Origin of the sequence: Maritimibacter fusiformis (assembly GCF_008086115.1) — a bacterium.
Lineage (GTDB): Bacteria > Pseudomonadota > Alphaproteobacteria > Rhodobacterales > Rhodobacteraceae > Muriiphilus > Muriiphilus fusiformis.
This window is the reverse complement of record NZ_VSIY01000004.1, coordinates 299,870-324,389: the sequence shown is the minus strand read 5'-3', so window position 1 is coordinate 324,389 and position 24,520 is coordinate 299,870. Positions and strand designations below refer to the sequence as shown.

Below are 24,520 nucleotides of genomic sequence, written 5' to 3'. Positions count from 1 at the left end.
CGAGCCTTGCCCGCGGCGTCCCTCGTTTGCGTCAAAACGTCATTCGGCGACTTTGTAAAGGTCTTTCGAATACCAGTTCTGTTCGACGTTCTGCACCGGCCAGGAGCCCGAGATTTCCGGCACCATCATGTAGACGCCGGCATAGTGATAGATCGGGATGACCGGCATTTCCTCGGACAGGATCTCTTCCACCCGGGTGTAGTTGGGCTGCGGATCGTCCATCGCCTTGGCTTCTTTCAGAAGCTGGTCGACTTCGGCGTTGGAATAGGCCGCGTCGTTGTAGCCCGACTCGGTCTGCACGAGGTCGAGGAAGGTCGACGCCTCGTTGTAGTCGCCGCACCAGGCGCCGCGCGCGATCTCGAAGTCGTGGTTGCCGCGGGTCTCGAGGAAGGTCTTCCACTCCTGGTTTTCCAGCGTCACGTTCACGCCGAGGGTCTGCTTCCACATCTGCGACACCGCGATGGCGATCTTCTTGTGCGCCTCGGAGGTGTTGTAGAGGTAGGTCAGCTCCAGCGGGTTGTCCGGGCCATAGCCGGCCTCGGCCAGCAGTTCCTTGGCCCGGGCATCACGCTCGGCCTGGGTCCAGTTGGCGTATTCGATCTCCGGCACCTCGAAGTTGGCCGTTGCCGCCGGGGTGAAGGTGTAGGCCGGGAACTGGCCGCCCTGAAGCACGTTCTCGACGATGATGTCGCGGTTCACCGCAAGCGACAGCGCCTGACGGACGCGCACATCCTGCGTCGCTTCCGGCCCCATGTCGGACAGGTTGAAGTTGAAGTAGTAGTTGCACAGGCGCGGGAAGCTCAGCGCCTGGTCCGGGTATTGCTCTTTCAGCGAGGGATACTGGCCGGCCGGCACTTCGGTGCGGTCAAGCTCACCGGCGAGGTAGCGGGTCAGCGCCACGTTCTCGTCGTTGATGACCAGCGCCGTCACCTTGTCGATGATGGTGCCTTCGTTGTCCCAATACATCTCGTTGCGCTCGCGCACCGAGCGTTCCTGCGGCACGTGTTCGGTCAGGATGTAGGCGCCGTTCACCACGATATTCTCGGGCTTGGTCCAGTCCGCACCATGCTCGTCGATCACCCATTTCGGGCTGGGGAAGGTCGAGGCGTGGGTGGTGGTCAGCGGGAAGTAGGTCATCGGGCTTTCCAGCGTGACCTCGAGCGTGTGATCGTCGATCGCCTTCACGCCCAGTTCCTCGACGCCCATCTCGCCGGCCGTGATCGCCTCGGCGTTCTTCAGATTCATCACCGAAACGAACCACTGGTAGGGCGAAGCGGTTTCCGGGTCGGCCAGACGCTGCCAGCCATAGACGAAATCGCCCGCCGTCACCGGGGTGCCATCGGACCACTTGGCCTCGGGGCGCAGCTTGAAGGTATAGGTCATCCGGTCTTCGGAAAGCTCGTGCGACAGGGCCACGCCCGGCACGAGGTTGCCATCGGCATCCTGGTTGTAGAGACCTTCGAACAGGTCACGCACGATTTCGGAGCCGGACACGTCCTCGACGATCTGCGGGTCGACCGAGCTGTGCTCGTCGAGCACGCGGTAGGTGAAGGTCTGATCGTCGGCCAGCGGCTCGCCGTTCGGGCCGGTGCCGGCGGCAAGGGCCGGGCTGGCAAAGGCGACAGCCGAGGCCAGCAGGGCCGCTCTCATGGTGATTTTCATTATTGTGACTCCTCTCTGTTCAACGTCACGCGCGCGTTGGACATACCTATTTCGGGCCGAAAGACTCACCCGGCCCGCGCACGCGGATAGGTTTAGTCTAGCCTTAAGGTCAGATTCTCCACAACTCCTTCCCCAACGGAAAGCCGGCCCAACGCGGCACCCGTTCAAAGCGGTTTTGTTTCAACGAATTAGGGAGTTTGGAGGCGGCCCTGACCAACCACGCCGACCGGCCCTCCGCGAAAATTGACCGGTCGCGCATCATCGTTGCGCAACCCCCCAGATCTTGGCCCGCGCCGCGCGCCGTGGCGATTCTCCGCGCGGATCGCCCGGCGCATCCGGGGGCCGGTTTTGACCGCCCGGTAAATCTTGCCATTCCACCCGGCCCGTGCGACTTTCTTCCCGACCGCAAAGGCCCTGGGAGGACGAGGTGCAGACCGAACGCGAGGCGACGGCGCAGACCGGCACGGGGACGGCGCAACTGCCGCAGACGACCGAGGCGCGCAACCCCGGTATGGCGCTGGACATGGATTGGGTGCGCGCGGCGCAGGCCAACACCTCGGCGATCGAACGCCGGGCGGCGACGATCGGCACGCGGCGGTCGCTCAAGAAAGAGCATCAGGCGGCGTGGCTCTTGAAGGCGATCACCATGATCGACCTGACCACGCTGGCGGGCGACGATACGCCGGGCCGGGTGCGGCGGCTGTGTGCCAAGGCCCGCCAACCGGTGCGCGAGGATATCCTGGCCGCCCTCGGGGTCGAAGGCATCACAACCGGCGCGGTCTGCGTCTATCACGAAATGGTGCCGACCGCGGTGGCGGCGCTGAAAGGCACCGGCATCCCGGTGGCCGCGGTTTCGACCGGGTTTCCGGCGGGCCTCAGCCCCTACAAGCTGCGGCTGGCCGAGATCGGCGAAAGCGTGCGCGCCGGGGCCAGCGAGATCGACATCGTGATTTCCCGCCGCCACGTGCTGACCGGCGACTGGCAGGCGCTCTTCGACGAGGTGCGCGAGATGCGGGCCGAATGCGGCGACGCGCATATGAAGGCGATCCTGGCCACGGGCGAGCTAGGTTCCTTGCGCAACGTCGCGCGCGCCTCGCTGGTGGCGATGATGGCGGGGGCGGATTTCATCAAGACCTCGACCGGCAAGGAAAGCGTGAACGCCACCCTGCCCGTCAGCCTCGTGATGATGCGCGCGATCCGCGACTATCACGAGCGCACGGGGTATCGCGTCGGCTACAAACCCGCGGGCGGGATCTCGAAGGCCAAGGATTCGCTGATCTACCTGTCGCTGCTCAAGGACGAGTTGGGCGACGCCTGGCTGTCGCCGCACCTGTTCCGCTTCGGCGCGTCGAGCCTTCTGGGCGACATCGAGCGCCAGTTGGAACACCATGTGACCGGGCATTACTCGGCCAGCTACCGCCACGCGATGGGGTGAAAGAATGACCGTCAAGGAAATCTTCGACAGCATGGACTACGGACCCGCCCCGGAAAGCGCCGCCGAGGCGATGGCCTGGATCGCGGCGCGGGGCGGCATCGCGGGCAACTACGTGGGCGGCAAATGGGGGCCGCTGCGCGAGGACATGGTGCTGTCCAACCCGGCCACCGGCGAGCGGCTGGCGGGGCTGACGCGCTCGACCCCGGACGAGGTGAACGTCGCCGTCGCCGCTGCGCGCAAGGCGCAGCCGAGCTGGGCGAAACTCACCGGGCATCAGCGCGCGCGCTATCTCTATGCCATCGCCCGGCTGGTGCAGAAACACAGCCGCTTGCTGGCGGTGATCGAGACGCTGGACAACGGCAAGCCGATCCGCGAAAGCCGCGACATCGACGTGCCGCTGGTGGCGCGGCATTTCTACTATCACGCCGGCATGGCGCAACTGATGGGCTCCGAATTGCCGGACCGCGAGGCGCTGGGCGTCTGCGGCCAGATCATCCCGTGGAACTTCCCGCTGCTCATGCTGTCGTGGAAGATCGCACCCGCCATCGCGATGGGCAACACGGTGGTCCTGAAACCGGCGGAATACACCTCGCTGTCGGCCATGGTGTTTGCCGAGATCTGCTCCGAGGCGGGGCTGCCGCCGGGGGTGGTCAATTTCGTCACCGGCGAAGGTTCGACCGGCGCGGCGCTGGTCGCCTCCGAGGTCGACAAGATCGCCTTCACGGGGTCCACCGAAGTCGGCCGGATCATCCGCCGCGCGACCGCCGGGTCGGGCAAGTCACTGACGTTGGAGTTGGGCGGCAAGTCGCCCTACATCGTGTTCGACGACGCTGATATCGACAGCGCCATCGAGGGGCTGGTGGACGCGATCTGGTTCAATCAGGGGCAGGTCTGCTGCGCCGGGTCGCGCCTGATCGTGCAGGAAAGCATCGCCGACCGGTTCCACACCAAGCTCAAGGCGCGCATGGCGACGCTGCGGATGGGCGATCCCTTGGACAAGTCCATCGACATCGGCGCCATCGTCGATCCGGTGCAGCTTGAGACGATCACCCGCATGGTGGCCGAGGGCGGCAAGGACGGTGAGGTCTATCACGCGCCCTGCAAACTGCCCGACCAGGGCAGCTACTACCCGCCGACGCTGATCACCGGGCTCGACCCGGCGGCGCGGCTGATGCAGGAGGAGATTTTCGGGCCCGTGCTGGTCTCGACCACCTTCCGCACCCCCGCCGAGGCGGTCGAACTGGCCAACAACACCCGCTATGGCCTCGCGGCGAGCGTCTGGAGCGAAAACATCAACCTTGCGCTGGATGTGGCGCCAAAACTGGCGGCGGGCGTGGTCTGGGTGAACGGCACCAACATGTTCGACGCGGCGGCCGGTTTCGGCGGCGTGCGCGAGAGCGGCTTCGGGCGCGAAGGCGGGTGGGAGGGGCTGCTGGCCTACACCCGGCCCGTGCGCAAGGCCAGGGCGCTGAAGCCCATCGCCCCCTTCCCGGCCCCGGCCAGCGCCACCGGCCCCGACCTCGACCGCACCGCCAAGCTGTTCATCGGCGGCAAGCAGGCGCGGCCCGACGGCGGCTATTCCCGCGCGGTCTGGGCGAAGTCCGGCAAGCTTCTGGGCCACGCCGGGATCGCCAACCGCAAGGACGTGAGGAACGCGGTCGAGGCGGCGCGGGCGGCTTCCGGTTGGGCGCGCGCCACGGCTCATCTGCGCGCGCAGATCCTGTTCTATATCGGCGAAAACCTTTCGGCGCGGGCGGATGAATTCGCCGCCCGGATCGACGCGATGATGGGCGGGCGGCACGGCGCGCGCGAGGTCGCGGCCAGCATCGACCGGCTGTTCACCTACGCCGCCTGGGCCGACAAATACGACGGCGCGGCCAAGCCCGTGCCGCTGCGCGGAACCGCGCTGGCGATGAACGAACCGGTCGGCGTGATCGGCGCGTTCTGCCCGGACGAGGCGCCGCTGCTGGGCCTCGTGTCGCTGATGGCACCGGCAATCGCGATGGGCAACCGCGTGGTGCTGGCCGCCTCGCACCCCTTCCCGCTGGCCGCCACGGACTTCTACCAGGTGCTCGAGACCTCGGACGTGCCGGCGGGCGTGGTCAACATCCTGACCGGCCCGCATGACGACTTCGCCAAGGCACTGGCCGGCCACCTCGACGTCGACGCGATCTGGAGCCAGTCGGGCGCGGACCTGTCCGCGATGATCGAGGCCGAGAGCGCGGGCAACCTGAAACGAACCTGGGTGAATAATGGGCTGGCGCGGGACTGGTTTGGTGCGGAGAGTGAAGGGCGGGAGTTCCTGCAGCACGCGACCGAGGTCAAGACGACTTGGATACCGTTCGGGGAGTAGGGAGGATATTCTCGCATTTCAATTTTTTGCGGGTTCGACCTGATCAAGCTACTACTATCCTTGATGCGGAAGATTGACAGAAACTCTCGGCGCTCTTGTGTCGTCATTTCTGTGTTAGCAGTTTGACCCATAAGCGCGCCAGATTGGAATATTGGTTGTCCAAAATGATTGACGTTGTGCCGAGCAACCTTAAGCGCCTCTGGGCCGCGGAAGATGAACTGAGAACGTGGGCCACGGAAGTCATAGCATCGGAACCTTATCTGCGGGATCACCTTCAACTGATCGAAGCATATATGGATTGCGTTGAGACAGCTCGACGAGCTGGACCTTCTGGTGACCGGCATGTTGCGCTTATGGGGTTGTTCCTACGAACCTTCGATGCTTCATCCTACTGCGTGCGCAGCGCGATGTCCGGCAACTATACTGGATGCGCGATGTATGCCCGCGACCTCCTCGAAACTCAATTTCTATTAGGCTATCTAATGGATGAGCCCGGACGCCCCGAGGAATGGCTGTCGACGGACCCCAAAAACACCCCGGTTAAATACCGCCCCATTGAGATTCGCAAATACTTAGATAATCGGGATGGTTTTGAGATGCGAAGAAGAGAGCAAAATTACAAAGCGCTTTCCACACTGGGAAGCCATCCGTCGCCCGGTGGTTTTGAACTGAAACGTGATGGCAGCAAAGCAATACGCAGTGGACCATTCAAACAACGGAACACTCTGGAGCTTTGCATACAGGAAGCAGCGAGAGTTATTCTTCCCCTTTGCGGGTTGTTGCGCGAGTACTGTAAGGCGGAAGTGGAAAATGGGCAAAAGATTTCAAGCAGGCTCGGACTGCTTTTACAGCGCACCCGGGAGAAATACTTCACAGACTAAAACGAAGTGTTGCCAAAAAAACCTATACGACTTTCCACCAAACCGACCCCAACCAACCACCGCCACGCAAAAGGGCGCCGGACCCGCCGGCGCCCCCATTCTTTCACAAAACCCCGATCACTCAGCCCAGTAAACCCCCGTCAGGTCATTCGCCTGGGTCGGCGCGTTTTCCCAAAGCCCCATGATCTTGGCGTTGGCCACGCCGGTCTTGGCGAGCTGGAACAGGTAGCCGTTGACGTAGTCGGCGGCGATCGTTTCCTGCGCCTCCTTGTTCAGTTCGGCGCGCCTGGCCGGGTCGGAGGTCACCGACAGCTCCTCGATCAGGGCCTGGAAGTCCGGGTTGTCATACTGGAAGTAGTAGTCCGGCCTTGCATAGATGTTGATGTCGGCGGGCTCGGTATGGCTGACGATGGTCAGGTCGAAATCCTTGCCGCCGAACACCTGTTCCAGCCACTGCGCCCATTCCATGTTGGTGATCTCGGTCTCGATCCCGACCTCTCGCAGTTGCGCCGCAATGATCTCGCCGCCGCGCCGGGCGTAGGACGGAGGTGGCAGCATCAGCCGCAGGGTCAGGTCCTCGACCCCCGCTTCGGCCAGCAGCGCGCGGGATTTCTCGGGGTCGTAGTCCGACATGCCGGTCAGATCGACGTAATCGGGGTTATGAGGCGCGAAATGGGTGCCGATGGGGGTGCCAAAGCCGAACATGGCGCCGTCGATCAGTTCCTGGCGGTTGATCGCGTGGGCAATCGCCTCACGCACCAGGACGTTGTCGAGCGGCGGCTGCTTGTTGTTCATCGCAAGGATCGTCTCGCCCTCGGTCGAGCCGACAATGACGCGAAAGCGCGGGTCGCCCTCGAACTGGCTGAGGGTTTCGGGCGCGGGGAAGTTCGGGAAGGCGTCGACATCGCCGGCCATCATCGCGGCGAAAGCGGCGTTGGGGTCGGAGATGAACTTGAAGGTCGCGCTGGCCAGTGCCGGCGCCTCGCCCCAGTAGTCCGGGTTGCGGGTGATCGTCACATGATCGCCCTGCACCCATTCGGTGAAGGTGAAAGGACCGGTGCCGACCGGCGCTGTGGCGGCGTTGTCGATGGATTCCGGCGCCACGATCACCGCGTCGCCCCAGGCCATGTTGAAGGGGAAATTGCCGTTGGGCGCGGCGAGCGTCACCTTGACGGTGGTTGCGTCCACCGCCTCGACGCTATCGATCCCGGCAAACAGCGCCTTTTGCGCGTTGGTCGAATCTTCGGCCCGCGCCCGGTCGAGGGTGAACACCACGTCCTCGGCGGTCATGTCGGTGCCGTCGTGGAACTTCACGCCGTCATGCAGGTGGAAGGTGTAGACGGTTCCATCCTCGCTCACCTCCCAGCTTTCGGCCAGTGCGGGCTTGACCGCGCCATCGGGGCCGAAACGGGTGAGGCCTTCGAAGATGTTGGCATAGACCACCTCGTCGATGGCGGCCGCGGCGCCGCCGGTCGGATCGAGGTTGGGCGGCTCGAGCACCATTCCGAGGGTGAGGGTGTCCTGCTGGGCAAAGGCCGTGCCGGCGGAAAGGGCCAGAATGGCGGCTGCGTTGAGCAGATGTTTCATGGGTCGTCCTCCTGTCGTCCCGGGTTTCGGGTTGGCGCAATCAAACGCGGCTTGGGTCTGGGGTGCAAGTTTTTTCACCCGCCGGGGCGGCGGGCGATCGTGGCGAGGGGGCGCTGCCCCCTCCGTTCAGATTGCCGTGCAATCTGAACGTCACCCCCGGAGTATTTGGCCAAGGTGAAGAACGAAACCGGCACCGGGCCGGCTATTTCCCGCGCCAGGTGCCGAACCAGCGCGACAGGCGACCGCGTTTTTCGTCGGCATAGGCATCGACCTTTTCCCAGGCGTCGCGGGTGTCTTCCAGCGCCGGGTCGACGGTGCGTTCGCGAAACTGCAGCCACATCGCCCGGACGAACAGCACCGCGACGCCCAGGAAGACGAAGAAGAAGATGTTGAACCACGGGATGACGGTCACGTCCGGCCCCGCGACCGGCCGGATCGCCACCGCGTTGGGGTAGATGGTGAAGAAGCGGTTGCGCCAGCCGTAGTGGGTGATGACCACCCATTGTTCGTTATCCGGGCTTGAGAGATTGGCCAGCGCCTCGGCCTGGAGGTCGGCGGAGTCGAACTTGAAATAGGGCGGCCAGATCCAGCCGGTATCCTCGTTGCGGTAGACCATCACGCCTTCCTTTTTGCGCTGGATGAAGCCCAGCAGGAAGGTCTTTTTTCGCACCGTGTTGATCAGGCGCACGTCGCGGGTGGTCAGTTCGACGTTGCCTGAATCCTTCTGCGCGAAAAACAGGCGGTTCACGCGGCTGAAATCCATGCGGATGATCTCGGTCCCGGTGATCCGGGCGACATCGTGTTGCGGCAGGACGTAGTGGAACAGGGCCAGAATGACGAAGGCGACAAGACCGAGGATGACGTTTTTCGCGGTGCGCATGAGGCCCTCAATTGGCGTTGGTCAGATACAGGATGAGACCGACCGCGATGGTCGGTATGATATAGACGAGCAGGACCAGTTTCGGGCGGATCGAGTTCTGGTATTCGGTCATGCCTGTTTCGATATAGGCATCGCGCTCTGGGCTTTCCATGTCGCCGGGGTGTTCCTCGGCCCAGCGGTCCTCGAGCTTTTCGCGCCGGATCGAGCGGGAATAGATCGAGATCGCGACGTAGATCACGCTGAGCAGCAAAAAGCCGAAAATGATCAGACGAATGAAACCCATGCCTATCTCCGAACCGCGCCCCAGGGGCCGACAAGGGCGATGATATCATCGCCGGGCGGCCTGGGGCTATCCTTCACCGCCGTTTCACGCCCGCCGAACAGCGCCTCGCGGGCGCCGGCCTTGTTGGCCATGTAGTCGTGTTGCAGGAAATCGGCGACGTAGTCCTTCTTGGCCTCGGGCCAACCCATGTAGGCGGCGTAGAAGGCGGGTTTGTGGCAGATGAAGAGCTGGCGCACGTCCAAAGGGGCCAGTTCCGCGAGCAACTGGTTGATCAGGTCGCGGTCGGGATGATCGGGACGGGCGCGCAGGGTGTAGAAATAGGCCGGCGAATCCGAGGCGATGCGCGGCCACTTGCCGCCGTTCAGCGCCCAGCGCACCAGTTCGTTGAGCTTGAGAAACTCCTCGGGCAGCTTCGCGCCCATCGTCTGCGCCAGCCGGTGCAGACTGCGCGGATCGAACCCGGCGACCGGCAGGCCCTGGGTGGTGGCGGCGTCGACCAGGATGAAATCCATCTTCTGACGCAGGATCGCGGCCCCGTCGACGCCGCGCGCCTTGATGATCGGCTCGACCAACTTGTTTTGCTCGAGAAAGCTCGCGATGCGGTTGCGCTGGGACAGATCGAAGGTCGCGACCGGCATCTCGCCCACCTCGGACCTGGGCCGGGCCGTGATCGCCGCCGGGTGCTCGGCATCGCGGAACACGTATATGCCGCCGAAATGCGCCGTCCAGAAATTGTCCTGGGTATAGCTGGGCCGGTCGAGGTCGATCGGATTGCGGGTGACATCGCCGGTTTCACGCGCCAGTTCGATCATCTCGGCGATCAGCACATCGTCGAACCAGGCGTCGGGCTCGGTCTGGAACCGCTCGATCCTGTCGGCCAGCTTGCGGGCGTTGGCGACATGGCTGTGCGTCGTGTCCGCGATCACGGTGATCTTGCGAATATCGAACAGCCTGTCCGGGGTCGTCACCTGGAACACCGAATTGTCCAGTTCGCCCGCCACCGCGTCCTGCGCGGTGAGGGCAAAGAGCTTGGCCTCGTTGTCCTCGATGAACTGCTTGAGAATGCCGCGCGAAGTCGAGAACTGCGCGTTCAGCAGCGGCGCCTTGCGCTGCTCGGTGGTCAGGATGATGAACTGCCGGTTGACACCGTTGGGGTTGAGATAGAGGTGATCGCCCAACTCCTCGCCGATCTCGTAGGAATAGCCGGAAATGTCGATGTGGAAATCGTCAAGCCCGGTGCGCTTGCCGATCAGCCGCTCCAGCGCGCGGTTGTAACGCTCGACCAGCGCCGGGCTGTCGACGCGGATCAGATTGCCGAACATCAGGCCACGTTGGATGAGGCGTTTCATGGTTGGGTCTCCCTCGTGACACGCGCCATATCCTCGCCCCGCCGCTTCTCGACCCCCTGCGCGCGCGCCAGCCAGGCCAGCGCCAGCAGCGGCCCCCAGGCAAGCGCCGACATCGCCGCCGGGCGCAGCACCGTGCCGGGCCTCAGCGCATTGCCCGCCTGCGCGTGAAGTGCTGCGAATAGGCCCAGCGCCGCCACGAAGGTCAGCCCCGCGGCCAGCCCGACCCCGACCGCCAGCCGCCCCTGCGAGCGTGTCGCGCGCGGCACCGTAAAGATGGGCAGGATCAGCGCCAGCGCCACCAGACCCGCCAGCGGCAGGAAGGTGTTGGCCAGGCCGATCCCCGCGAAATTCATCACGCGCCCTTCCCCTCCAGATACCGCCGCTTGGCCTCCTCGGTCAGCCCGAATTCGCGCACCATGCGCGCAATCGCCGCCTCGTCGGACTTTTCGGCATAGCGGAACTCGCTGTCGGCGTAGCGGTTGATTTCCTGCATCACCATCTCGACGGTGATCGGCTGGCGCAACTCCTCGATCATCGCCTTTTTCTCGTCATAGGGCTTGAACAGGAACAGGTCCGGTTCCTCCATCCACTCGTCCGGCAGTTCGAAATCCATCGCCCGCACCTTCACCGCATCGGTGATGTTCTTGATCGCGCGGCCGGTGAATTTCGGGTCCGCCTCCTGGATGGCCTTGAGGTAGGTGCCCAGCTTGGCGATGGTGTCGAGCTTGCCGATGTCCTTCGCGATCCGCTCATAAACCCGGATCAGCCCGTCTTCCTGCGGGCGCGAATGGCTCTCGAAGCTCTCGGCCACGGCGCGCTTGATCTCCTGCGCGGCGTAGAGGTCGTGATCGCCCAGCGGGATCGCATGGTTCTTGCCCATCAAGAGCGCAAGGATGTCGATGTAGTCGTCGCGCGTCTTCGGCCCGTCGACCAGAAACCGCGCCCCCGCCCGCTGGCGCAGCGCGTCGTCGACGTTCTCGGGGTAGTTCGAGAACATCCCGAAGGTGCAGTTGCCGCGCACCACGGTATTGGCGCCGGCGAAGCTCTCCATCAGCACGGCGGTGATCTCAAGCTGGCCCGCCGAGGATTGCCGGTCGCCACGCTTGCCCGCCAACTGGTCGATATCGTCGATGGTGCCGAACCCGATCACGTTGGGGTCGATCACGTTGTTGATGAAGGCCTTGGCGTTCTGCGCCGACTTGCCCTGATAGCTGTCGATGCTCTCGGTCGACAGGTTCTGAAACCGGAACGGATAGCCCGCGTTCTCGCAATAGCCCGAGATCAGCCCGGCCATCATCTGGATCAGCGTGGTCTTGCCGGTGCCCGGCATGCCGTCGCCCATGAAGGTGAATATGAAGCCGCCAAGCTCGGCAAACGGGTTCAGCCGGCGCTCGAAATCATAGGCCATCAGCATTTTCGACAGCTTCATCGCCTGATATTTGGCGATGTGGTTGCCGACCACCTCGTGCGGCTTCTTGAACGTCATCGTCAGCTTGGTGCCGCGCGACTTGCGGCTGGGCGAGAAGCCCGAGATCACGAAATCGTCGGCCTCGATGCGGTAATGCGCGCCAGTGAACCCGGCCAGGCGCGGCGCACCCTGCGCGCGCAGCGCCACCTTCTCCATCAACTGCTCGGCATAGGCCATCACGGTCGCCACCAGCCGGGGCTCGTCCTCGGCAAAGGCGGCGATCTCCTGGTCCAGTTCCCACAGCGCGCCATGCAGCGCCAGCCCGGCATTGTCGGTCAGGATCTCCTCGACATGGCCGACCTCGACACTGACCCCGCTCAGGTGCGGCGCCAGCAGGAACGCGGTGGCATTGGCAAAGACCGACAGCGCGACCAGGCTTTCGCCCGCCAGAAGTTCCGAGAACTCCGCGGACCGGTCCCTGGGCAAGGCCGCTTTGAGGTTCTGCTTCTTCAGCGCCACCAGCCCGGTCTGCTCGGCGTAGCCCTTGGCCACGGCCAGCGCGATCGCCAATGCCCGCCGCAGGGAATGCAGAACCGTCGCCTGGATGGGCGAAATGATCGGATCGCCACCATCCGCCGCCTCGATCCGCTCGATCAGCCGAACCCCTTCGGGGCGCGCCGTCGAGCGTGTCACCAGCCCCGGCGTTGTCGATCGAAACCGCCGCCCGCGCGATATCCCCGGCGAGCGCTCCACCGGCGTCTCCGCCACCTTGGGCCGCGCGATCCGGGGGGTATGATCGAACCCCTCCAGCATCCCGGCGGCCACGTCATACTGCGCCCGGATCTCCTCTTCGCGAAGCTCCATCTGATCGGCCGGCAACGACATCACTTAACCTCTTCATCTTGGCTGAAATACTCCGGGGGGTCCGGGGGGCCGCGCCCCCGGCGGGTCGCGCCGGCGCCAGCCGGTGCGAAACCTCACCGATACGACAACACCCGCCCCCCGTCGCTGACCACGAACTTGCGCACATCGCCGAACCCCGGCGGGTTCCGCTCGGCCAATACCTGGAACGGGCGCTGCGGCAGGATGATCGCCCGCTCCATCCGCGTCGCGCCCAGATCGGCACCCCTCCCACCGAACGGGTCGAGCGCAAAAATCTCGCGCTCGACGCTGGAAAACCACCCGGCCTTTTCCGTCTCCACCCGCTCGCTGACCAGATCCTCCACCGTCCAGGCCAGCGCCCAGTCCTGCCCCGGCGGCGCCTTGGCGTCTTCGAGCACTTCGCGCAGCGGTCCGGTCTGGCGGGTGTAGGAATGCGAATACATCGGCCCGACATGAAACCGGCGCAGCCGTTTCGGGTGCAGGTCGTCGAAGTCGCGGTCGAACCCGGTGGCGATGGTCACCAGCTTCAGCCCGGCCACCGCCTGCGCGCTCAGATGCGCCTGCACCTCGGGCCAGCGTTCCTGGTCCTTGGGCAGGGCGGTGCGCCCCGTGTCCTCGACATCCATCAGGTAGATCGTCGGGATGTTCTGCAGCGAATCGTAGACCGCCCAATGCAGAAGATAGCGCCGCCTCGGCTCGCGCCCCTCGGCAAGGTTGCCCAGCCAGACCGCGTCCGGGTGCATCTGCGGCCAGAACAGATCGCCCCGCACCAACTCCTCGTAGTAGAGCCGTTGGCTCATGGCGAATTGCAGCCGGGTCGGGATCGTGAGGTTGCCGACGATCTCGCGCACCATCTGCGCCTTCAACTCGTCCGGCCCGGGCATGTTCTTCAGGTGCTTGCCCGCCTGCGCCGCGTCCGACGCCATCTGCATCAGTTCGGCATGCACCGGAAAGCCGCTTTCGGTGTGGTCGAAGGTCAGTTTTCCCGGCAGCGGCCCGTCGATGCGCCCGGCCATGTGATACTTGTTGGCCAGCGCCCGAAAGGTCAGGCCCAGCCCGATCAGGTGGCGCCCCAGCACCTCGACCTCGGTCCGGGTAAGGCTGCCCTCGGCCTCGAACTGCGCCGCCACCCGGCCCAGGTGTCCGATGATCGCCTGAAACGTCGCGAAATAGCGACGCGTGACCTGGGTATCCTCGAGGTCGACGTGGTCACGGGTGAGGTCGGGGGTATCGGCCACTTACGCCCCGTAAAGGTTCTTGTCGTGCTTCTCGACGATCTCGGCAAAGCGGCGCGCGAAGCGTTCGTCGGCGCGGGCCTTGGCCTCGAGCACTTCGCGGGCGAACACCATGTGGTCTTCGTGCGCTTCCATCATGTCGGCCATCTTCTGGTTGGTCGCGGTGCCGATCGAGGCCATCGCGGCCTGGGCTTCCTTGTCGGTCTCGACGCCGATCTCGTTGATCCGGTGCGCCACGTCCTGCTGCTGCGCGGTCTTGAGCGACTTGGACAGCGCGTCATAGAGCACCACGCGCTGCTTGGTGTCGGTTTGCAGCTTGTTGATCAGGACCATCTGCGTCGCGGCCTGGTTCTGCAGGCTGTCGACCCAGGTCTTGCCCTTCTCGATATAGCGCTCGAGCGTCTGCGAGCGGGCCAGATCGACCTGTTCCTGCTGCACCAGTTCGTTGTATTTGGCGTTCATCGCGGCCAGTTCGGTTTCCAGCTTGGTGCGCGCGGCGGCGTCCTGTTCGACCGAAATCTTGTTCTCGAGCTCGATGATCTTCGGGTCCATTGCCCGGATCTCGGCGCGCACGGCCTCGAGCCCGCCCACCGTCGCCTCGCGGTCGTCCAGCGTCTCGGTCAGGTTCGCCTCGACCCGGGTTTTCTGCTCGTTCAGCATGTCGAGCTGACCCTGCAGAAGCTTCACGATCACGTCGGACTTGGCGATCAGGTCCTGCAACTTGTCGTCGATCGAGGCGGTGCGCATCCGCTCCTGGCGCATGCTTTCCGACTTGGCGCGCGAGAACACGCCGACGAAGCTTTCCCACCCCGTCTTGGTGCGCATCTCGTCGAAATCCTTGGAAAACGCCGCCGTCACGTCATCCAGCCCCATGATCAACTCGGCGATATTGGCGTTCATCACCTTGGTATGGGCGTGCACGTCATCCAGCGTGGCGTTCTCTATGTCGATGGCGATGTCGTCGCCGGCCTCCATCTTGCTGCGCGCGGTCTCGATCCTGCTGGTCAGTTCGGCGATCTTGGATTGCGCCTCGGTCACCTGGGCTTGGCTTTCCTTGATCTGGGCATCGAGTGTCGCGGCCATCGGTCATCCTCAAAGTAAATGGTAATAACATTGATCTGGTCGAGGGTAGCGCGATTTTCAAGCGATGGGGAGATGCAATTCTGCGCCGTTGGGGGTTTTTGCACGCACATATTCGCACGCGTCAATGTTTCCCTTGGTGCCACGAGAATCGCACTCCATACTGCACCGCAATTGCCCGCACTTGGGGTGTGCAACGGAAAGTCCGACCGGGTGGAAGCCGTAACACTGACAGTTGAGATGATGGTGGTGCTGGGCATTCTTGCCTTCACCGTGTTCCTGTTCGTGAGCGAGGTCGTGCGGGTCGACCTCGCCGCGGTTCTGGTGATGGTTCTGATCGGCGTTCTCAGCTACATGCCCGGCCTCGAGAACCTGGCGGACATCAACCACCTGTTTTCCGGTTTCAGTTCAAATGCCGTGATCTCGATCATCGCCGTGATGATCATCGGCGCGGGGCTGGACCGGACCGGGATCATGAACAAGGTCGCGGCCTGGATTCTGCAGATCGGCGGCACCAGCGAGAAACGGATCGTGCCGATCATCTCGGGCACCGTCGGTTTCATCTCGTCTTTCATGCAGAACGTCGGGGCGGCGGCGCTGTTCCTGCCGGTGGTTTCGAGAATCTCGGCGCGCACGGGCCTGCCGCTGTCGCGGCTGCTGATGCCGATGGGCTTCACCGCCATCCTGGGTGGCACCATGACGATGGTCGGATCGTCGCCGATGATCCTGCTCAACGATCTGATCGCAGGCGCCAACGAGGATCTGGCCCCGGACGAGCGGATCAAGGCCTTCGGCCTGTTCGCGCCGATGCCGATCGGGCTGGCGCTGATCACCTCGGGCATCCTCTATTTCGTGATCTTCGGGCGTTGGGTGTTGCCGTCGCGCTCGAAGGGAGAAGACGCGACGACCGGCCAGACGATGGGCGAGTATCTCAAGAGCACCTATGGCCTGAAGGCCGATCTGGTCGAGGTCGACGTGCCCGCGGGCAACATCCTGCTGGGGCACAAGATCGACGACATCATGAACGCGCACCACCTTTACATCATCGGCGCGAAACACGGACGCGACAAGGAATTGAACCCGTCCACCACCAAGTCGATCCAGACCCCCTGCCGGTTGGCGATCCTGGGCCGGCACAAGGTGATCAAGGAAATCTGCGATATCTACGACATCAACGTGCTGCCGCGGCTCGACGAGTTCGCCGAGGATTTCGCCACCACCAAGGCCGGGGTTGCCGAGATCGTGGTGAGACCGGGCGCCTCGATCATCGGCAAGACGCCTTCGGAGCTGCGCTTTCGCCTGACCTACGGCATGAGCCTGCTGGCGATCCACCGCGGCGAAGAGACGATGAGCCTGGTCGAGACCGCCGAGCGAAAGCCGGTGGTCCTAGGCGCCCAGAAGCTTCAGGCGGGCGACACGCTGGTGGTGCATACCCCGTGGGAAATGCTGTCGTTGATGAAATCGAACCGCGATTTCGTCGTGATCACCACCGACTTCCCCGAAGAAGACCTGCGCCCGCGCAAGATGGGCTGGGCGCTTCTGTTCTTCCTCGTGGCGCTCGGGCTGATCCTGTTCTCGGACCTGCGCCTGTCGCTGGCGCTGCTTGTCGGCGCGGTGGGCATGATCGCAACGCGCGTGCTGTCGATGGACGAGGCCTATCGCGCGGTGAGTTGGAACACCGTGTTTCTGCTGGCCTCGCTGATCCCGCTGGGCCTAGCGGTGCAGCACACCGGCACCGCCGACTGGATCGCGCACCAGGTCCTGTCGCTCTTGAATGGCTGGCCGATCTGGGCGTTGCAGGTGGGCGTAGCGGTGCTGGCAACAGGCTTCACGCTTGTGATGTCCAACGTCGGCGCCACGGTTCTGCTGGTGCCGCTTGCCATCTCGATCGCGCGCGAGGCCGGGGGCGATCCGGCGATCTTCGCGCTGACGGTGGCGATCTCGACGTCGAACTCGTTCCTGATCCCCACGCACCAGGTCAACGCACTGCTGATGGCGCCCGCCGGCTACCGGGTGGCCGATTTCCTGCGGTCGGGCGGCATCATGACGGTGATCTTTCTGGTCGTGTCGCAAGGGGTCATGGCGCTGTTCTACTGACGTTGTGCGCGGACGCGTTCGGACCTAACTTGGGTTCATGACCAGACACACCAAGCCAATCCTCGCCGAAGTCGCCGCCCGGCGCGACGACCTGATCGCGCTGACGCAAGGCCTGATCCGCATTCCCACGCTGAACCCGCCCGGGCAGAACTATCGCGCGCTGGTCGAGTGGCTGGGCGCGCGTCTCGAGGCGTCGGGGTTCACCGTCGAGTTGATCCGTGCGACCGGCGCGATCGGCGACAGCGACCGTTATCCGCGCTGGAACCTCGTGGCCCGGCGCGAGGGGGCGCGGCCCGGCGACTGCGTGCATTTCAACTCGCATCACGACGTGGTCGAGGTCGGCCACGGCTGGACCCGCGATCCATTCGGCGGCGAGGTCGAGGGTGGGCGCATCTATGGCCGCGGCGCCTGCGACATGAAAGGCGGTTTGGCGACGTCGGTGATCGCCGCCGAGGCGTTCATTGCCGCCCGCCCCGATTTCAAGGGCGCCATCGAGATCAGCGCCACGGCGGACGAGGAATCGGGCGGCTATGGCGGGGTGGCCTATCTGGCCGAACAGGGCCGGTTCGACCCCGACCGGGTGCAGCATGTCATCATCCCCGAGCCGCTCAACAAGGATCGCATCTGCCTTGGCCATCGCGGCGTCTGGTGGGCCGAGATCGAGACCCAGGGCCGCATCGCGCATGGCTCGATGCCGTTCCTTGGCGACAGCGCGATCCGGCACATGGGCGCGGTGCTGGAGGAAATGGAGCGCACGCTCTACCCGCTCTTGGCATCGAAACGCACCGAGATGCCGGTGGTGCCGGAGGGCGCGAAGCAATCGACGCTCAACATCAACTCGATCCACGGCGGCGAGCGTGAGCCGGACGAGGACTACACCGGCTTTCCCGCACCCTGCGTTGCCGACCGCTGCCGCATCGTGATCGACCGCCGCTTTCTGATCGAAGAGGACATCTCCGAGGTCAAGGCCGAGGTCGCCGCGCTGATGGAGCGGGTCAAGGCCGAGCGACCGGGTTTCGTCTATGAAATCCGCGACATGCACGAGGTGATCCCGACCATGACCGCCGAGGATGCGCCGGTCGTGACCTCGACCGCGGCGGCCATCGAGAAGGTGCTGGGGCAGCGGCCCGAATACGTGGTGTCGCCGGGCACCTATGACCAGAAGCATATCGACCGGATCGGGCGGCTGAAGAACTGCATCGCCTACGGGCCGGGCATCCTCGACCTCGCACACCAGCCCGACGAGTGGATCGGGATCGACGACATGATCGACAGCGCCGGGGTCATGGCGCTGGTGCTGGACGAGCTTCTCTAGCCTCAGCCGTGGCGCGCGGCGACGGTCTTGAGGGTCGAGAAGCCGTAAAGCGCCTCGAACCCCTTTTCGCGGCCGTGGCCTGACTTGCCGACGCCGCCGAACGGCAATTCAACGCCGCCGCCCGCGCCGTAATTGTTGATGAACACCTGTCCGGCCTTGATGCGTTTCGCCAGCCGCATCTGGCGCGCGCCGTTCTCGGTCCAGATACTGGCGACAAGGCCGAAGCCGGTGCCGTTGGCGATGGCGACGGCCTCATCCTCGGTATCGAAGGGGATGGCGACCTGAACCGGGCCGAAAATCTCTTGCTGCGCCAGCGGGTGGTCGGGCGGCACATCGGCGAACAGCGTCGCCGGGACGTAGTGGCCACCGGCGGGCGCGTCCGGGGCAATGCTGCCCTGCCCGGCGATGCGCAGGTCCGCGCCCTTGGCGAGATACCCCTCGACAATCGCCTTCTGCCTGGCCGAGATCAGCGGGCCGAGGTTGGCATCGGCGCTGGCGGGGGCGGAGACCATGCCGTTGTAACTGTCGGCCATGCGCGCAATCAGCCCGTCATAGACGCCGCGCTGGATCAACACCCGCGAGGCCGCCGAACAGGTCTGGCCCGCGTTCTGGATGCAGGCGCCGACGAGGAACGGCAGCGCCGCGTCAAGGTCGGCGTCCTCGAACACGATCTGCGGCGACTTGCCGCCAAGCTCCAGCGTCACCGGCACCACGTTGTCGGCGGCGGCCTTCTGCACCAGCGCGCCGACCCCGACCGAGCCGGTAAAGCTGATGTGATTGACGCCGGGATGCGCCGACAGCGCCGCCCCGGCCTCCTCGCCCAACCCCGGCACGACATTGAGCGCGCCGGGCGGCAAGCCCGCCTCCTCGGCCAAGGCGACAAAGGCAAGCGCGGTGAGGCAGGCTTCCTCCGCCGGTTTCAACACGCAGGCATTGCCCATCGCCAGTGCCGCCCCGACCGAACGCCCGATGATCTGCATCGGGTAGTTCCACGGGACGATATGGCCGGTCACGCCATGCGGCTCGCGCAGCGTATAGACGGTGTAACCTTCGAGATAGGGAATGGTCTCGCCCATCACCTTGTCGGCGGCGCCACCGTAGAACTCCATGTAGCGCGCCAGCGCCACCGCGTCGGCGCGGGCTTGTGTCAGCGGCTTGCCCACGTCCATCGCCTCGATCCGCGCAAGGTCGTCGATCCGGGTCAGGACCAACTGGCCGATGCGGGTCAGGATGCGGCCCCGCTCCAGCGCGCTCATCCGGCCCCAGTCGCCTGTCAGCGCGCCTTGCGCGGCGGTGACGGCGGCGTCGATGTCGGTGGCGGTGCCGCGCGCGATGCTGCCGATCACCTCGCCGGTCGAGGGGTTTTCGATCGGCAATTGCCCACCACCCGCAGGGTCGCGCCATGCGCCGTTCACGAACCCCTTGGTCGGGTCATACCAGAGGTCAATCATCGCTCTCTCCTTGCCAGGCCGCCGGGATCACCGGCGTCGCGGCGATCAGGGTGCGGGTGTAGTCATGTTGCGGATCGGTGAACACCTTGTCGGTTGCACCTTCCTCGACGATCCTGCCCGCCTGCATCACCATCACCCGGTCGGTGATCGCGCGCACCACAGACAGGTCGTGCGAGATGAACAGATAGGCCAGCCCGTGCTCACGTTGCAGCTTTGCCAGCAGGTCGAGGATCTGCGCCCGGATCGACACGTCGAGCGCCGAGACCGCCTCGTCGAGGATGATCAGGTCGGGGTTGGTGATCAGGGCCCGGGCGATGGCGATGCGCTGGCGCTGGCCGCCTGAGAATTCGTGGATATAGCGCTCCATCGCCTCGGGAGGCAGGCCGACATCGCCCAGCGCCGTCGCGACCCGGTCGCGCGTGTCAGGTGGGCGGGTGTCCATCAGGTGGAACGGTTCCGCCACCAGCCGCTCGACCCGCCAGCGCGGGTTGAAGCTGCCGTAGGGGTCCTGAAACACCACCTGCATACGGCGTCGTATGGCGCCATCGGGATGCGGACCGGCGTGGATCTCCTGCCCGTCCAGACGGATCGACCCGCCCTGCAGCGCATCCAGCCCCAGGATCGCGCGCGTCAGGGTGGACTTGCCACAGCCGGACTCCCCCACCAGCCCCAGGCTTTCGCCGCGATTGACCGAAAAGCTCACATCGTCCACCGCGCGAAAGCTGCCCGGACGACCGAACACGCCCTTGCGCGCGGTCGGATAGTCGCGCACCGCACCCTCGACCGACAAAAGCGGCACATCCTCGGCCTGCGCCACGCGAGCGGGCTGATGCGACGAGGCGGCGAACAGCTTGCGTGTGTAGGGATGCGCCATGGTGCGAAACAGCACCTCGGTCGGCCCCTGCTCGACGATCTCGCCCTCCTGCATGACCGCGACGTGGTCGGCCATGTCCGCGACCACGGCTAGGTCATGGGTGATCAGAAGCAGGCTCATCCCCTCTTCCTCAACCAACCCTTTCAGAAGGTCGAGAATCTGCGCCTGCGTTGTCACGTCGAGCGCCGTGGTCGGCTCATCCGCGATCAGAAGCTTGGGGTTCAGGGCGACCGCCATGGCGATGCAGACCCGTTGCCGCTGACCGCCAGACAGCTCGTGCGGATAGCGGGTGAGCGGGAAGCGGTCATCGGGAAGGCCGACGCGGTCGAGCCGTTGGCGGGCGATGTCCATCGCGTCGGCACGGTTGGCCTTGCCGTGAATGATGAGCGTTTCCGCCACCTGATCGCCGATGCAGCGCACCGGGTTCAGCGCCGTCATCGGCTCCTGGAAGATCATGCCGACGCGGTTGCCGCGCAGTCGGCACATCTCGCGCTCAGGCAGGGTCGTGAGGTCGCGATCGTCCAGCCAGGCATGGCCATTGGTCACGAAGCCCTGCGGCAACAGTCCCATCATCGCCAGCGCTGTCATCGACTTGCCAGAGCCGCTTTCGCCCACCAGCCCGGTGACCTTGCCCGGTGCGATCTCGAGCGTGACATCGCGCAGGATCGGCAGGCCATGCACACTGACAGAAAGGCGGTCGAGCCGGATCATCCCCGCGCCCTCCTGACCCTCGGGTCGAGCACGTCGCGCAAACCGTCGCCCATCAGGTTCAGTCCCAGCACCATCGCCACGATAGCCAGCCCCGGCAGGATCGCGAGGCGCGCGTCGGTGTAGATCATGGTCTGCGCATCGGCCAGCATCCGGCCCCAGCTAGGCAGCGGCGGTTGCGCGCCAAGGCCGATATAGCTCAGCGCCGCTTCGGCCAGAATCCCCAGCGAAAACTGGATGGTGCCCTGCACGATCAGCAGGTTCAGGATGTTGGGCAGGATGTGTTCATAGCTGATGCGAAACCGCCCCTTGCCCGCGACCCGCGCCGCCAGAACATAATCGAGCGTCCACAGGCTCAGCGCGCCGCCGCGCGTCACGCGGGCAAAGACCGGGATGTTGAAGATGCCGATGGCAAGGATCGCGTTCAGCGCCGAGGGGCCGAACACGGCGGTGATCAGGATCGCGATGACCAGCGCCGGAAAGGCGAAGATAAGGTCGTTGCCGCGCATCACCACCTCGTCCAGCAGGCTGCCGCGATATGCCGCCGCCAACAGGCCCAGCGGCACGCCGAGGCCGATGCCGATCCCGACCGCCACCAGCGCGACGGCAATCGAGGTGCGCGCGCCCACCATCAGCATCGACAGCGTGTCGCGCCCGAAATGGTCGGTGCCCAGCCAGTAGGTTGCGGAAGGATCTTGCAGCTTGTCGGGGATCGACAGGCTGGCGACGTCATGCGGCGTCCAGACGAAGCTGATGAGGGCTGCGGCCAGAAACAGCGCCGTCAGCACGCCGCCGAGGATCAGTTGCGCAGGCAGCCTCATGCGCGCCGCCTCAGGCGCGGATCGACGGCGGCATAGGCGATGTCGACCAAGAAGGTCACGAGGATCACGGCGAAGACCAGGATCATCACCAGGCTTTCGACCACGATCAGGTCACGCTGGGTGATGCCCTGAAAGATCAGCCGCCCGAGGCCGGGCAGATAGAACACGTTCTCGATGATGATCGCGCCGGCCAGCAGGAACGAGAACTGAAGCCCGATGATCGTCAGCACCGGGATCATCGCGTTTCTCAGCGCATGGCGGGTGGTCGCCTGGCGCCGCGTCAGCCCCTTGGCGCGCGCGGTGCGGATGTAATCCTGCCCCAGCGTCTCGATCAGGGCCGAGCGCATCACGCGCGCAAGGATCGAGGCTTGCGGCAGCGCCAGCGCGACGGCGGGCAGGGTCAGCGCCTTGAGCGCCGGGCCGATGCCCGCATCCCAGCCCGGAAACCCACCCGCCGAGAACCAGCGCAGGTTGACCGCGAAGACCAGCACCAGAAGCATGGCGAACCAGAAGTTCGGCACCGCGATGCCAAGTTGCGTCGCCCCCATGATGCCGTAATCGGTGGCGCTTCCGCGTCGCGCCGCGGCGATCAGGCCGACCGGGAACGCGATGAGGGTGGAGAGGATCAGTGCATAGAGCGCCAGCGGCAGCGACACCCAGAGCCGTTGCAGGATCAGCTCGCTCACCGGCACCTTGTAGGTGTAGGACACGCCGAAATCGCCGGTCAGCATCCCGCCGAGCCACCCGAGATAACGACTGATTAATGATCCGTTCAGCCCAAGCTGATCGCGCAGCGCCTCGACAGCCTCGGGCTGGGCATTCAGCCCCAGCATGAAGGCCGCAGGATCGCCGGGGATCACCTCGATCACCGCGAAAATCACGACCGAGGCGACCAGAAGGCTCAGGCCGAGCGACAGGGCGCGGTTGAGGGCGAAACGCAGCATGGGGCGAGCCTATGACGGCGGCAACGCCGGGGAAAGAGGGATTGCGTACCTTCCCCCGCGCCGGGTGACATGGCAAGGTCTGCGCATGGCCCGGCTCAGGATCAGAAACCGCGACGCGCGCCGGCTGTGGCTGGCGCAGATGTTGCTCACGGACGGGCCGCGCGACCCCGCCGAGATCATCCGCGCGCTGGGGTTTTTGCAGATCGACACCATCCGTAACGTCGCCCGCGCGCAGGACCATATCCTGTGGAGCCGGGCGACGGGCTACCGCGAGGAGCGGGTCTGGCGACTGCTGAAATCGCGCGATCTGTTCGAGCATTTTACCCACGACGCCTCGCTGATCCCCGCCGAGGTGCTGCCCTTCTGGTCGCGCCGGTTCCGGGTGCTGGGCGAGCGGGTGGCGCGCGGCAGTTGGTATCATTCCGGTCTGGCGCAGGACGAGATCCACCGCATCCGCGACCGGATCGAGGCCGAAGGCCCGCTCTCGACCCACGCGTTCGACACCAGGATCGAGGGCGCGCGCGACATGTGGGCGCGCCCGCCGCACAAGAAGGCGCTCGATCAGATGTGGTATGCGGGCACGCTGGCGACGTCGCACCGCGAGAAGTTCGTGAAGTTCTACGACCTTGGCACGCGTGTCTTTGCGGACGGCATCGACCACGGCAAAACCGAGGGCGAGCAGGTGGATTGGCTGTGCGGGCGCGCGATCGACCGGCTGGGCGTGGCGACGCGCTCGGAAATCATGCAGTTCTGGCAGGCCGCCACCCCCGCCGAGGTCAGGCGCTGGAGCGAGGCCGCCGATCTGCGGCCGGTCGAGGTCGAGGCGGCGGGCGGCGGCACGACCGAGGCGCTGGCACCGCCTGACATCGCGGCGCGGATCGCGGCCGCGCCCTCGCCCGGCACACGGATGCGGCTGATCAACCCGTTCGACCCGGCAGTCCGCGACCGGACGCGGTTGGAGCGGCTGTTCGGCTTTGCCTATCGCAACGAGATGTTCGTGCCGAAGGCAAAGCGGGTGTTCGGCTACTACGTCTATCCGCTCTTGGAAGGCGACCGCTTTGTCGGGCGGATCGAGTTGCGCGCCGAGCGGCAGGCGGGTGTGCTCGTCGTGGCCGGGTTCTGGCAGGAGCCGGGGGTGGCGTGGCCCGCTGCGCGCGGCGACAGGCTGACGGCGGAACTGCAGCGGTTTCGCCGCTTTGCCGGGCTCGAGGCGATCCGCTGGGATGCCCCTTGCCCCCGGCCGTGAATGCCCGCAATCTTGCGCCGGAACCGGAG

The 24,520-nt window shown here is 65.1% G+C and carries 19 protein-coding genes; 6 read left to right on the top strand and 13 right to left on the bottom strand.

What is annotated here, in order from left to right; genetic code table 11:
* Positions 1-39: 39 nt before the first annotated feature.
* Entirely contained in the window at positions 40-1,650 is a 1,611-nt protein-coding gene (locus FVF75_RS05670) for a peptide ABC transporter substrate-binding protein (protein ID WP_246138007.1), read from the bottom strand.
* A gap of 439 nt (positions 1,651-2,089) precedes the next feature.
* Here FVF75_RS05670 and deoC point away from each other — a divergent pair, with 439 nt between their 5' ends.
* From deoC to FVF75_RS05655, 3 genes are all read left to right on the top strand, one after another.
* Complete coding sequence (deoC, locus tag FVF75_RS05665) at positions 2,090-3,097, top strand: deoxyribose-phosphate aldolase (protein WP_246138006.1); 1,008 nt, start codon at positions 2,090-2,092, stop codon at positions 3,095-3,097.
* Positions 3,098-3,101: 4 nt separating this feature from the next.
* Positions 3,102-5,450, top strand: coding sequence for an aldehyde dehydrogenase family protein (locus tag FVF75_RS05660; RefSeq protein WP_148376975.1), 2,349 nt, complete (start codon positions 3,102-3,104; stop codon positions 5,448-5,450).
* A 143-nt stretch (positions 5,451-5,593) separates the two neighbouring features.
* Positions 5,594-6,331, top strand: coding sequence for a hypothetical protein (locus FVF75_RS05655; protein ID WP_148376974.1), 738 nt, complete (start codon positions 5,594-5,596; stop codon positions 6,329-6,331).
* 117 nt (positions 6,332-6,448) lie between these two features.
* On the opposite strand, the gene FVF75_RS05650 is transcribed toward FVF75_RS05655, so the two are convergent.
* From FVF75_RS05650 to FVF75_RS05615, 8 genes are all read right to left on the bottom strand, one after another.
* Entirely contained in the window at positions 6,449-7,918 is a 1,470-nt protein-coding gene (locus FVF75_RS05650) for an ABC transporter substrate-binding protein (protein ID WP_148376973.1), read from the bottom strand.
* 202 nt (positions 7,919-8,120) lie between these two features.
* On the bottom strand, positions 8,121-8,798 hold the full coding sequence (locus FVF75_RS05645; RefSeq protein WP_148376972.1) for a DUF1523 family protein: 678 nt from the start codon (positions 8,796-8,798) through the stop codon (positions 8,121-8,123).
* Between the two features lie 7 nt (positions 8,799-8,805).
* Positions 8,806-9,081 carry a hypothetical protein gene (locus FVF75_RS05640; RefSeq protein WP_148376971.1) on the bottom strand — a complete coding sequence of 92 codons (276 nt, stop codon included), beginning with the start codon at positions 9,079-9,081 and terminating at the stop codon, positions 8,806-8,808.
* A gap of 2 nt (positions 9,082-9,083) precedes the next feature.
* Complete coding sequence (locus tag FVF75_RS05635) at positions 9,084-10,430, bottom strand: DUF6638 family protein (protein WP_148376970.1); 1,347 nt, start codon at positions 10,428-10,430, stop codon at positions 9,084-9,086.
* Positions 10,427-10,786 carry a hypothetical protein gene (locus FVF75_RS05630; protein WP_148376969.1) on the bottom strand — a complete coding sequence of 120 codons (360 nt, stop codon included), beginning with the start codon at positions 10,784-10,786 and terminating at the stop codon, positions 10,427-10,429. The genes FVF75_RS05635 and FVF75_RS05630 overlap by 4 nt, the downstream gene beginning before the upstream one ends.
* Positions 10,783-12,723, bottom strand: a complete 1,941-nt coding sequence (locus tag FVF75_RS05625; RefSeq protein WP_148376968.1) for an AAA family ATPase — start codon at positions 12,721-12,723, stop codon at positions 10,783-10,785. Before FVF75_RS05625 ends, FVF75_RS05630 begins: the two co-directional genes overlap by 4 nt.
* Positions 12,724-12,815: 92 nt before the next feature.
* Positions 12,816-13,958: a hypothetical protein gene (locus FVF75_RS05620; protein ID WP_148376967.1), complete on the bottom strand. Its 1,143-nt coding sequence runs from the start codon at positions 13,956-13,958 to the stop codon at positions 12,816-12,818.
* Positions 13,959-15,038 carry a coiled-coil domain-containing protein gene (locus FVF75_RS05615; protein ID WP_148376966.1) on the bottom strand — a complete coding sequence of 360 codons (1,080 nt, stop codon included), beginning with the start codon at positions 15,036-15,038 and terminating at the stop codon, positions 13,959-13,961. It abuts the gene before it with no gap.
* 210 nt (positions 15,039-15,248) lie between these two features.
* Here FVF75_RS05615 and FVF75_RS05610 point away from each other — a divergent pair, with 210 nt between their 5' ends.
* Together FVF75_RS05610 and FVF75_RS05605 are read left to right on the top strand one after the other, a co-directional pair.
* Positions 15,249-17,132, top strand: a complete 1,884-nt coding sequence (locus tag FVF75_RS05610; protein ID WP_148377361.1) for an SLC13 family permease — start codon at positions 15,249-15,251, stop codon at positions 17,130-17,132.
* 37 nt (positions 17,133-17,169) lie between these two features.
* Positions 17,170-18,447: an acetylornithine deacetylase/succinyl-diaminopimelate desuccinylase family protein gene (locus FVF75_RS05605; protein ID WP_148376965.1), complete on the top strand. Its 1,278-nt coding sequence runs from the start codon at positions 17,170-17,172 to the stop codon at positions 18,445-18,447.
* A 2-nt stretch (positions 18,448-18,449) separates the two neighbouring features.
* Here the strand turns inward: FVF75_RS05605 and FVF75_RS05600 are convergent, their stop codons facing one another.
* Genes FVF75_RS05600 through FVF75_RS05585 form a run of 4 tightly spaced genes read right to left on the bottom strand, consistent with a single transcriptional unit; the run spans position 18,450 to position 23,245 of the window.
* Complete coding sequence (locus FVF75_RS05600; RefSeq protein WP_148376964.1) at positions 18,450-19,898, bottom strand: aldehyde dehydrogenase family protein; 1,449 nt, start codon at positions 19,896-19,898, stop codon at positions 18,450-18,452.
* Positions 19,891-21,483 carry an ABC transporter ATP-binding protein gene (locus FVF75_RS05595; RefSeq protein WP_148376963.1) on the bottom strand — a complete coding sequence of 531 codons (1,593 nt, stop codon included), beginning with the start codon at positions 21,481-21,483 and terminating at the stop codon, positions 19,891-19,893. The genes FVF75_RS05600 and FVF75_RS05595 overlap by 8 nt, the downstream gene beginning before the upstream one ends.
* On the bottom strand, positions 21,480-22,295 hold the full coding sequence (locus FVF75_RS05590) for an ABC transporter permease (RefSeq protein ID WP_148377360.1): 816 nt from the start codon (positions 22,293-22,295) through the stop codon (positions 21,480-21,482). Before FVF75_RS05590 ends, FVF75_RS05595 begins: the two co-directional genes overlap by 4 nt.
* A 2-nt stretch (positions 22,296-22,297) precedes the next feature.
* Positions 22,298-23,245 (bottom strand): ABC transporter permease, encoded by a 948-nt coding sequence (locus FVF75_RS05585; RefSeq protein WP_148376962.1) that lies wholly within the window; start codon positions 23,243-23,245, stop codon positions 22,298-22,300.
* Between the two features lie 85 nt (positions 23,246-23,330).
* Here FVF75_RS05585 and FVF75_RS05580 point away from each other — a divergent pair, with 85 nt between their 5' ends.
* Positions 23,331-24,491 (top strand): winged helix-turn-helix domain-containing protein, encoded by a 1,161-nt coding sequence (locus tag FVF75_RS05580; protein WP_148376961.1) that lies wholly within the window; start codon positions 23,331-23,333, stop codon positions 24,489-24,491.
* The last annotated feature ends 29 nt before the right edge of the window (positions 24,492-24,520 follow it).